We start from the raw sequence: 10,490 nt of genomic DNA, 5'->3' as shown, positions 1-10,490 counted from the left end.
TCACCCGCGGCCTTGTAGTTGAAGTTCCAGCTGAGCTGGATCGGGCCGCGGCCGTAGTACGCGGACTGACCGGCCGGGCAGCCGTAGGACTGGCCCCAGTCGCAGTAGTTGGGGTAGTTCGCGGTGTTCTGCTCGACGATGTAGTACAGCCCGCCGGTCTCGTGGTTCACGTTGGCGAGGAAGGCCGCGGCCTCCTGCTTCTTCACCGTGTCGCTGCCGGTGTTGGCGAAGGCCGGGTAGGCGCTGAGGGCGGCGGTCAGGCCGCTGTAGGTGTAGAAGGAGTTCCGGCTCGGGAACATCTGGTTGAACTGCGCCTCGGTGACGACGAATCCACTCGGGGTGGTGCCGCCGCCGGTGGCCGGAGCCGTCCACTTCTGGTTCGCGGCGCCGGTGCAGGTCCAGAGCTGCAGTCGGGTGGTGTTGGCCGAGTTGTTGCCGACGACGTCGAGGCACTTGTTCGCCGCGGGGTTGACGATGTCCTTCGCGGCCGTCACGACCCACTGCTGGTTGGCGCCGCCGACGCAGTCCCAGAGGTGGATCAGCGCGCCGTCGGCGGTCGAGTTGTTCGAGACGTCCAGACACTTTCCGAGCGCCCGGATCGTGCCGTCGGAGCCGACGTTCCACTGCTGGGCGCCGGTGCCGTTGCAGTCGTACAGCTGCACCGCGGTGCCGTTGGTGCTCGAAGCGCCCGCCACGTCGATGCACTTGCCCCCAAGTCCGCTGATCTGGCCGGTGGCGGCCGCGGCGGGAGACGCGGGCAGCACGCTCAGCAGACCCACGAGGAGGGAGCCGGCGGCGGCGTAGGCCGCGCGCCTCCATCTGAACTTCATGCCCATGTCATACCTTTCGCCGATTTGCGCACAACCGCGCTCAAGTGGGGAGTCGAAAGAGAGGTGTTGAAAGAGGCTGTTGAACCTTCGCAAAGCCTTCACTGCTTGTTTTAAGGCGTGAACGAAACCGCGTCAAGGTTTTGGTATGGACCAATTAAAGAATGGTGTCTGAACAGGCCAAAGAACGGACAAGGGCCCTCGTCCCGACGCACGTTGCGCCCGGACGAGGGCCCTCTCGATTGGCTAAAAAGGTCAGACTCCGGCCGGTTCCGGGGACTTGTCCTCGTCGCCCGCGGTGGCGGTGGTCCCGCCGGACTTCGTCGCGCGCTTGGCCGTCTTCTTCTTCACCCGCCGCTCCTTGCGGAGTTCGACGACGGTGTACAGCGTCGGCACCAGCAGGAGCGTCAGCAGCGTCGACGTGATCAGGCCGCCGATGACGACCACGGCCAGCGGCTGGGCGATGAAGCCGCCTTCGCCGGTGACGCCGAGGGCCATCGGGAGCAGCGCGAAGATGGTCGCGAGCGCCGTCATCAGGATGGGCCGCAGGCGGTGCCGGCCGCCCTCGATGACTGCCTCGACCGTGCCGTAGCCCTGCTTGCGGTACTGGTTGATCAGGTCGATCAGCACGATCGCGTTGGTGACCACGATGCCGATGAGCATCAGCATGCCGATCATCGCCGGAACACCCATCGGGGTGCCGGTGATGATCAGCAGGCCGATCGCGCCCGTCGCCGCGAACGGGATCGAGACAAGCAGGATCAGCGGCTGGATCAGCGAACGGAACGTCGCCACAAGGAGCATGAAGACGATCGCGATCGCCGCCAGCATCGCCAGGCCCAGCGAGGCGAACGAGTCCGCCTGGTCCTGCGAGACACCGCCGATCTCCGCCGTCGCACCGGCCGGGAGCTTCAGCGCGTCCAGCTTCGAGGTGAGATCCGAGCTGACCGCGCCCGTGTTGTCGCCCGTCGGCCGCGCCGTGATCGTGGCGGCCCGCTGCCCGTCGAGCCGGGTCATCGAGACCGGACCGTCGACCAGTTGCACCGTCGCGATGTCACCGAGCTTCACAGCGCCCAACGAAAGGTTCTTCAGCTCGGCGAGCGTCGTGGCCGGTTTCGCCGACTTGATGACGACATCCCGCTCGGTGTCGTCCAGGGTCGCCGTGCCGCTCGTCGTACCGCGCACCGCCTCACCGACGGCAACGCCGAGCGTCGCGTCGTTGAAACCGGCCGCCGCGGCCTTGGAGTTGGCCTTGACCGAGATACGCGGCACGCTCTGCGCCAGGTCGCTCGTCACGTCGGTCACGTCGTCGAGCTTCGCGACCTCGTCACGGACCTCGTCGGCCGCCTTGCGCAGGACGTCCGCGTCGGCCGCCTTCACGACGACGCTCAGATCCTGGCTGCCGAACCCGTCCCCGGCCGCGACCGTGGTCGTACCGACACCGGAGAGCTTGCCGAGCCCCTCCTCGATGCGGTCCTGGACGTCGCCGGACGAGGCCGAGTCCTCCAGCATGATCTGGTACGAGGCCTGGTTGGTGTCCGTGCCACCGCCGAACGCGGCCAGGAAACCGGACGAACCGATGGTGACCTGGTAGTCCTTGATGCCGTCCACGCCGCCGAGCATCTTCTCGACCTGCTTGGCCGAGGCGTCGGTCGCCGCCAGGCTGGTGCCCGGCTTCAACTCCTGCTTGACGGTGAGGACTTCCTGCTCGCCCTGGTCGAAGAAGTTCGTCTTCAGCAGGGGTGTCATACCGAACGTACCGACGAGGACGACGGCCGCGATCGCCACGCTCGTCAGCCGGCGCCGGGTCGCGAAGCGCAGTACGGGAACGTAGAGGCGCTGGAGACGGCTGCGCGCCTCCTTCTCCTCCGCCTGCCGCCGCGCTTCCTCCGCGTCCGCCGGGGTGCCCTTGGGGGCGCGCAGGAACCAGTACGACAGCACCGGTACGACGGTCAGCGAGACGAGCAGGGAAGCGAGCAGCGCCGCCGTGACCGTCAGGCTGAAGGAGCCGAACAGCTCGCCCACCATGCCGCCGGTCAGGCCGATCGGCAGGAAGACGGCGACCGTGGTGAGGGTCGAGGAGGTGACCGCGCCGGCGACCTCGCGGACCGCCTTGAGGATCGCCTCCTCGCGCTCCTCGCCGTACCCGAGGTGCCGTTTGATGTTCTCCAGGACGACGATCGAGTCGTCGACGACCCGGCCGATCGCGATGGTGAGCGCGCCGAGCGTGAGCATGTTCAGCGACAGGTCGCGGGTCCACAGGACGATCAGCGCGAGGACCACCGACAGCGGGATCGAGACCGCGGTGACGAGGGTCGAGCGGATCGAGGCGAGGAACACCAGGATGACGAGGACGGCGAAGAGCAGCCCCAGCGCGCCCTCGGTCGTCAGACCGTCGATGGACTTCTTCACGGCCGGGCCCTGGTCGCTGACGACGGTGATCGTCGACCCCGTGCCCAGGTCCTTGCGCATGTCCGCCAGCTTGTCCTCGACGGCGTCGGAGATGGCGACCGCGCTGCCGTCGTGGTCCATGGTGACGCTCACGGCGAGGCTCGGCTCGCCGTCCGTACGCGTGATGGAGTCGGCGGTCGCCTGCTCCTCCTTGACGGTGGCGACGTCCGCGAGGCGTACCGGCTTCTTGCCGGGGGCGCCCGTGACCATCAGGTCCTGGATCTGCTTCAGCGAGGTGAAGCCGCCGCCGACCTGGACGGTGCGGTTGCTGCCGTCCTCGTCGAAGGAGCCGGCGGGGACGGTCGCGCCGCCCGCCTGGAGGGCCTGGCCGAGCGCGGCGGAGGTGAGGCCGGCCTGTGCCATCTCCTTGACGTCCGGCGTGACGGTGACCTGGAGGTCCCGTACACCGTCGACGGTGACCTGTCCGACCCCGTCGATCTCCTCCAGGTCCGGCACGACGGTCCGGTCGAGCTGGTCGGCGAGTGCCTGCTGATCCTTGTCCGAGGTGACGGCGAGGACCACGGTCGGTATGTCGTCCGTCGAACCGGCGATGACCTGCGGGTCGACGGCGTCCGGGAGCTGGACGCGGGCCCGGTTGACGGCCTGCTGGACATCGGCGACGAGCTGCTTGGTGTCGTTGCCGTAGTCGAAGGACGCCATGATCACGGCGTTGCCCTCGCTGGCCGTGGAGGTGACGCCCGTGATGCCGTCGACGGATTCGAGGTTGTCCTCGATGGGCTCGACGACCTGCTTCTCCACCACATCGGGAGACGCGCCCTGGTACGGCGCGAGCACGGAGACAATGGGCAGTTCGATGGTGGGCAGCAGCTGCTGCTTGAGCTGGGGGATCGCGATCGCTCCGAAGGCGAGCGCGATGATCGACATCAGACCTATGAGGGCCCGTTGCGCGAGGCTGAATCGGGACAGCCAGGACATGGGTGGCGGGTCTCTCTTCTGTGGTGTGCGCGGCAGGAGGGGCACATCCGAGCGCCCCACCTCACACCCTGGGCCATCAACGGCGGCCGTTCCGTCGCCCGCAGGTCCATTTCCTTATACGGAACCTACTCCAGGCGCAGTACACGCGGGTGGAGCTCAGTCCATCCTCGGACGTACCAGCCCCGACTCGTAGGCGATCACGACCAGTTGAGCCCGGTCGCGCGCGCCCAGCTTGGCCATCGCCCGGTTGACGTGCGTTTTCACCGTCAGCGGGCTGACCGCCAGCCGCTCGGCGATCTCGTCGTTCGAGTGCCCGCCCGCAACCTGCACGAGCACCTCGCGCTCGCGCCCGGTGAGCGCGCCGAGCCGCTCGGCGCGGGCCGGGTCACGTTCGTCGTCCAGGCCGTCGCCCTGCGCGAGGAACTTGGCGATCAGACCCTTGGTCGCCGCCGGGGACAGCAGCGCCTCGCCGCCCGCCGCGATCCGGATCGCGGCCAGCAGTTCCTCCGGCTCGGCACCCTTCCCGAGGAACCCTGACGCACCGGCGCGCAGCGACTGCACCACGTACTCGTCGACCTCGAACGTCGTCAGCATCACGACCCGTACGTGTGCGAGCCCCGGGTCCGCGGAGATCAGCCGGGTGGCGGCCAGCCCGTCGGTCCCCGGCATCCGGATGTCCATCAGCACGATGTCGGCCCGCTCCTGCCGCACCAGGCGTACGGCCTCCGCGCCGTCGGACGCCTCGCCGACCACCTCCATGTCGGGCTCGGAGTCGACGAGCACCCGGAAGGCGCTGCGCAGCAACGCCTGGTCGTCGGCGAGCAGGACACGGATGGTCATGCGGGGCTCCCCAGGGCAGGCGTGCGGCTCTTGACCGGAAGGATCGCATGGACGCGGAAGCCGCCTCCGTAGCGGGGACCTGCCGTGCATCTTCCGCCGAGCGCGGTGACCCGCTCCCGCATCCCGAGCAGCCCGTGCCCGCCGCCCTCCTCCGGCCCGTCGTCCTGCCCCGGCCCGTTGTCAAGGACGGTCACTTCCACATTCGGTCCGACGCGTACGACGCTGACCTCGGCCTTCGCCTCCGGTCCCGCGTGCTTCTGCACATTGGTCAGGGCCTCCTGGATGACGCGGTACGCGGCGAGGTCCACGGCGGCGGGCAGGGTGGTGCCGTGGTCGCGGGCCACCTCGACCGGGAGGCCCGCGTTGCGGAAGGTGTCGGCGAGTTCATCGAGGCGGCCGAGGCCGGGGGCGGGCTCGGTGGGTGCCTCCGGGTCGCCGGTCTGCCTCAACAGGCCGACGGTGGCGCGGAGTTCGTTGAGGGCGGAGCGGCTGGCCTCACGTACGTGCGCGAGCGCCTCCTTGGCCTGGTCGGGCCGCTTGTCCATCACATGGGCGGCGACTCCGGCCTGCACATTGACCAGGGCGATGTGGTGCGCGACGACGTCGTGCAGATCGCGGGCGATCCGCAGCCGCTCCTCGGCCACGCGGCGGCGGGCCTCCTCCTCCCTGGTCCGCTCGGCGCGTTCGGCGCGTTCCCTTATGGCGTCCACGAAGGCCCGGCGGCTGCGAACGGCGTCTCCCGCGGCAGCCGCCATACCGGTCCAGGCGAAGATGCCCAGGTTCTCCTGCGCGTACCAGGGCAGCGGGCCCGCGAGCATCGCCGCCGCGGTCAGAACGGTCATCGTGAGCAGGCCCACGCGCCAGGCCGTGTGGCGGTCCGTGGCCGAGGCCACCGTGAAGAGGGCTACGACGGCGCACATCGCCACCGGGGCTCTGGGGTCGCCGACCAGCAGCTCCACGAGGGAGACGGCGCCGGTCGCGACGAGGACCGCGAGGGGTGCGCGGCGGCGGAAGACCAGGGCTGCCGCGCCGAGCACCATCAGCGTGAGGCTGAGGCCGTTCGGGGTGCGGGTGAGCCAGGTCGCGCCGTCCTCGCCGTGCGGGTCGACGAAGGAGCCGGCCGCCATGCAGACGAGGACGCCTGCGGCGAGGGTGGCGTCCACGGCCAGGGGGTGGGCGCGGGCCTTGCACCTCGTGCGCTCTAGGGGGGTGCTCACGCCTTTACGGTACGGGGCGCCTGCGGGGGTTGGAACGGTGCTACCTGGTGCCGGTGGGCGCCCGGTTTTTCGCCCCCTCCGCCCCTACCCGTCCCGTACCTGGGGGCTCCGCCCGCAGACCCCCCTATCGCGCTGAACGCGCTCGTCCTCGAACGCCGGGCGGGCTGAAAGATCTCCAGCGCCGGCCGGGGATGAGAGATCTGGCCGTCAGCCGGGGATCAAGCCCTCGTCGCTCAGCATCGCCCGGACCTCTTCGAGGGTCGCGTCCGGGGAAGGGAGGATCAGTTCGGACGGTTCCAGGGCGTCGTCGGGGAGTGGGGCGCCCAGACGGCGGACCTCCTCCAGGAGGGCACCGAGGGTGCGGCGGAAGCCGGGCTGGTCACCGCTCTCGATCTCAGCGAGCAGCTCGTCGTCCAGCTTGTTCAGTTCGGTGAGGTGGCCGTTGTCCAGCCTCACCTGCCCCTCCCCCATGATCCGTACGATCATGTCGCCCTCCTAAGGCGTGGGTTACCGCTTGTTACCGCCTGTTACTGCTTGTCGAAGCGGGGCGTGTCCTGCGGCTGGGACTGCGACTGACCCTGCCCCTGACCCGTACCGCCCTCGATCGCAGGCTTCGCGGAGCCACCGGCCAGCTCGGCCTTCATACGCTGCAGCTCCAGCTCTACATCCGTACCACCGGAGAGCCGGTCCAGCTCGTTCTGGATGTCGTCCTTCGCCAGCCCGGAGGAGTCCTCGAGCGCACCGGAGGCGAGCAGCTCGTCGATCGCACCGGCCCGCGCCTGGAGCTGCGCGGTCTTGTCCTCGGCACGCTGGATCGCCATGCCGACGTCGCCCATCTCCTCGGAGATGCCGGAGAAGGCCTCCCCGATCCGGGTCTGCGCCTGGGCGGCGGTGTACGTGGCCTTGATGGTCTCCTTCTTCGTGCGGAAGGCGTCCACCTTGGCCTGGAGGCGCTGCGCCGCAAGGGTGAGCTTCTCCTCCTCGCCCTGGAGAGTGGTGTGCTGCGTCTCCAGGTCGGTGACCTGCTGCTGGAGCGCGGCCCGGCGCGACAGCGCTTCGCGGGCCAGGTCCTCCCGGCCGAGCGCGAGCGCCTTGCGGCCCTGGTCCTCCAGCTTGGTCGACTGGTTCTGGAGCTGGTTCAGCTGCAGTTCCAGACGCTTGCGGCTGGTCGCCACATCCGCGACACCGCGGCGCACCTTCTGGAGCAGCTCCAGCTGCTTCTGGTACGAGTAATCGAGGGTTTCGCGCGGGTCCTCGGCCCGGTCAAGGGCCTTGTTCGCCTTCGCGCGGAAGATCATTCCCATACGCTTCATGACACCGCTCATGGGCTTCGCGCGCCCCCTTCTGACGGACTCCAGCTCCAGGTACTGCAACAGAACCCACAGTACGGGCCCTGCATCCATTACCGCACTGTTCGGGGACGGATGCGCTCATCCCCAAGGACGACTGCGAACGGCACCGCTCCGGCGTAGGGAGTAGGTGGACCTCGGGGTTGACCAGGGGTTCCTGACGAACACCTGGGGAATTCCTGCGGGCCCACCCGGCGAAACCGTGCGCAACGTCCCCTCTGTCCCAGTACTTTCCCAGTACAGACGTACGGTGTTGCCGGATCGTTCCCCACTCGAACGATGTCCATGCGCGCACACCGCGTACCCTTGGGTTTTGTGTTTCGTAGCCGCGCCAAGGAAGAGAAGGCCACCGCCGACAAGGCGGGCGTGACCGACTCCAAGCAGACCCGTGATCCGCAGGCCCCCAAGGGCCGCCCCACGCCCAAGCGCAGTGAGGCCCAGACCCAGCGTCGGAGCGTGGCGAATACGCCGACGACGCGCAAGGAGGCGTCCAAGCGGCAGCGCGACGACCGCCGCTCCGCGATGGAGCGGCAGCGCGCGGCGCTGGCCAGTGGTGACGAGCGCTATCTGCCCGCCCGTGACAAAGGGCCGGTGCGGAAGTTCGCTCGCGATTTCGTGGACTCGCGGTTCTGCATCGCCGAGTTCTTCCTGCCGCTCGCCGTGGTCATCCTCGTGCTGAGCATGGTGCAGGTGGGCTCGCTGCAGAACATCGCGCTGCTGCTGTGGCTCGTGGTCATCCTGATGATCGTGGTCGACTCGGTCGGCATCGCGATCCGTCTGAAGAAGCAGCTGGCCACCCGCTACCCCGACCTGCCCAAGAAGGGCGCGGTCCCCTACGCGCTGATGCGCACCCTCCAGATGCGTCGACTCCGGCTGCCGAAGCCGCAGGTCAAGCGCGGAGAGCGGCCCTGAGCGCGGCTTCTTTCTCCGGGGGCGCGGTGGATGCCTGGCTGAGCAAGCTGGGCGGACTGCGTGATGTCGTACGACAGGAGCTGGTCGCCCGGCAGCTCGACGAGCAGATAGCCGGGCGGTTTCCCGTCGGGCAACGCCTGCGGGTGCTCGACGTCGGGATGGGCCAGGGCACGCAGGCGCTGCGGCTGGCCCGGGCCGGGCATCAGGTGACCGGCCTCGAACAGGACGCGAAGATGCTCGCCGTGGCCCGGGAAGCGCTGGCCGCCGAGCCCGAGGGCATCCAGGGGCGGGTACGCCTCATCGAGGGCGACGGGCGCGAGACGGGTGTCCACTTCCTGCCGGGAAGCTTCGACGTGGTGCTGTGCCACGGCGTACTGATGTACGTACAGGAGCCCGATCCGCTGCTGGCGGGCCTGGCTCGGATGCTGGCCCCCGGCGGGCTGCTCTCCCTGCTCGTACGGAACGCCGACGCGCTGGCCATGCGGCCCGGGCTGTCCGGGGACTGGGTGGCGGCGGCGACGGCCTTCGACACCACCGCGTACACCAACCGGCTCGGTCTCGCCGTACGCGCCGACCGGCTCTCCACACTCACGTCGACTCTCGCCGGGATCGGCGCGCCCCTGCACGCCTGGTACGGCGTGCGGGTCTTCACGGACACCGTGACCGACTCGGCCTCCGTACCCGCGGACCTGGACAGTCTCCTGGCCGCTGAGGAGCGGGCCGGGCGGACCGATCCGTATCGTCAGGTGGCGGCGTTGCTGCACCTGTGCGGAGTGCGGGGCTGACCACCGACCCGTTCGGGTGCGCACCGCAGGTCGGGCCGAGCCCCCCAAAGGGACACTTCGGGCATGGATGCTTCCCGTAACCGTGCTCGCGCCCGCGTTCGTCTGTACGTTCCCCTGACGGTGCTCGCCTGCTCCGCCGTCCTGCTCTCCGGCTGCTCGTCCGGTTCCGGGTCCTCACCAGCGAAGGACGGCACGACGACGCAGGCGGCGGCCCCGGCCGCGTCCAGTGACCTCCAGGACGACTACCTGAAGGTGATCAAGGACGTGCTGCCGTCGGTGGTGCAGATCCAGGCCAGCAGTGATCTGGGGTCCGGGGTCGTGTATGACGACAACGGGCACATCGTCACCAACGCGCACGTGGTCGGTGACGAGAAGACGTTCAAGGTCACGACCGCCAACAACGAGGACGAGCAGACGGCGACCCTCGTGTACGCCTACCCGGAGCAGGATCTCGCCGTCATCAAGCTGGACAAGGTGCCGGACGGGCTGAAGGCGGCGTCCTTCGGGGACTCCTCGAAGGTCGAGGTCGGCCAGATCGTGCTGGCGATGGGGTCACCGCTCGGGCTGTCGTCCAGCGTGACGCAGGGCATCGTGTCGGCGACCGGACGCACCGTCAGCGAGGGCAGCAGCAGCGGCGGGACCGGCGCGACCATCGCGAACATGGTGCAGACCTCGGCGGCGATCAACCCGGGCAACAGCGGCGGCGCACTGGTCAATCTCAACGGTCAGATCATCGGCATTCCCACGCTCGCCGCGACCGACCCCGACCTCGGAGGCGGCACGGCACCCGGTATCGGCTTCGCGATCCCCGCGTCGATGGTGACGAAGGTCGCCGACCAGATCATCAAGGACGGCAAGGTCACCGACTCGGGCCGGGCCGCCCTCGGCGTCACGGCCCGTACGGTCGTCGACGACGACATCGAGGCCGCGGGGGTCGCCGTGGTCGCGGTGAAGAGCGGCGGCGCGGCCGACAAGGCGGGCATCGAGCCCGGCGACATCATCACCAAGCTCGGGGACACCGACATCACCACGATCACCTCGCTCTCCGAGGCGCTCGCCGCCGAGAAGCCGGGCGACAAGGCGGCGGTGACGTACACGAGGGGCGGGAGCGAGAAGACGGTGGATGTGACGTTGGGCGAGCAGTAGAGCAGTAGAGCAGTAGAGCAGTAAGGC

General features: G+C 69.1%; 9 protein-coding genes. 3 read left to right on the top strand and 6 right to left on the bottom strand.

Annotation, left to right across the window (positions count from 1 at the left end; all coding sequences use genetic code 11):
* The 6 genes from AB0N66_RS40880 to AB0N66_RS40855 form a co-directional block, all read right to left on the bottom strand.
* A partial coding sequence (locus AB0N66_RS40880; protein ID WP_365445512.1) for a ricin-type beta-trefoil lectin domain protein occupies window positions 1-830 on the bottom strand: 830 nt, incomplete at its 3' end.
* A gap of 252 nt (window positions 831-1,082) precedes the next feature.
* Complete coding sequence (locus AB0N66_RS40875) at window positions 1,083-4,214, bottom strand: efflux RND transporter permease subunit (RefSeq protein WP_365445509.1); 3,132 nt, start codon at window positions 4,212-4,214, stop codon at window positions 1,083-1,085.
* A gap of 156 nt (window positions 4,215-4,370) precedes the next feature.
* A complete protein-coding gene (locus tag AB0N66_RS40870; RefSeq protein ID WP_365445506.1) occupies window positions 4,371-5,054 on the bottom strand; it encodes a response regulator transcription factor in 684 nt (227 codons plus the stop codon).
* Window positions 5,051-6,271 carry a histidine kinase gene (locus AB0N66_RS40865; RefSeq protein ID WP_365445503.1) on the bottom strand — a complete coding sequence of 407 codons (1,221 nt, stop codon included), beginning with the start codon at window positions 6,269-6,271 and terminating at the stop codon, window positions 5,051-5,053. The genes AB0N66_RS40870 and AB0N66_RS40865 overlap by 4 nt, the downstream gene beginning before the upstream one ends.
* Window positions 6,272-6,478: 207 nt before the next feature.
* Complete coding sequence (locus AB0N66_RS40860) at window positions 6,479-6,757, bottom strand: hypothetical protein (protein ID WP_365445500.1); 279 nt, start codon at window positions 6,755-6,757, stop codon at window positions 6,479-6,481.
* 41 nt (window positions 6,758-6,798) lie between these two features.
* Window positions 6,799-7,596 (bottom strand): PspA/IM30 family protein, encoded by a 798-nt coding sequence (locus tag AB0N66_RS40855; RefSeq protein ID WP_365445526.1) that lies wholly within the window; start codon window positions 7,594-7,596, stop codon window positions 6,799-6,801.
* 309 nt (window positions 7,597-7,905) lie between these two features.
* On the opposite strand from AB0N66_RS40855, the gene AB0N66_RS40850 reads away from it, so the two are divergent.
* The 3 genes from AB0N66_RS40850 (at window position 7,906) to AB0N66_RS40840 (ending at window position 10,463) form a co-directional block, all read left to right on the top strand.
* Window positions 7,906-8,532 (top strand): DUF3043 domain-containing protein, encoded by a 627-nt coding sequence (locus AB0N66_RS40850; protein ID WP_365445523.1) that lies wholly within the window; start codon window positions 7,906-7,908, stop codon window positions 8,530-8,532.
* An 80-nt stretch (window positions 8,533-8,612) separates the two neighbouring features.
* Window positions 8,613-9,317: a methyltransferase domain-containing protein gene (locus AB0N66_RS40845; protein WP_365445520.1), complete on the top strand. Its 705-nt coding sequence runs from the start codon at window positions 8,613-8,615 to the stop codon at window positions 9,315-9,317.
* Window positions 9,318-9,380: 63 nt separating this feature from the next.
* Complete coding sequence (locus tag AB0N66_RS40840) at window positions 9,381-10,463, top strand: trypsin-like peptidase domain-containing protein (protein WP_365445497.1); 1,083 nt, start codon at window positions 9,381-9,383, stop codon at window positions 10,461-10,463.
* The last annotated feature ends 27 nt before the right edge of the window (window positions 10,464-10,490 follow it).

The sequence above is a fragment of the Streptomyces sp. NPDC093544 genome, from assembly GCF_040683495.1.
In the GTDB taxonomy this organism is placed as follows: Bacteria; Actinomycetota; Actinomycetes; order Streptomycetales; family Streptomycetaceae; genus Streptomyces.
Note: the sequence above shows the minus strand (reverse complement) of the source record. Positions and strands in the feature narration are given on the sequence as shown.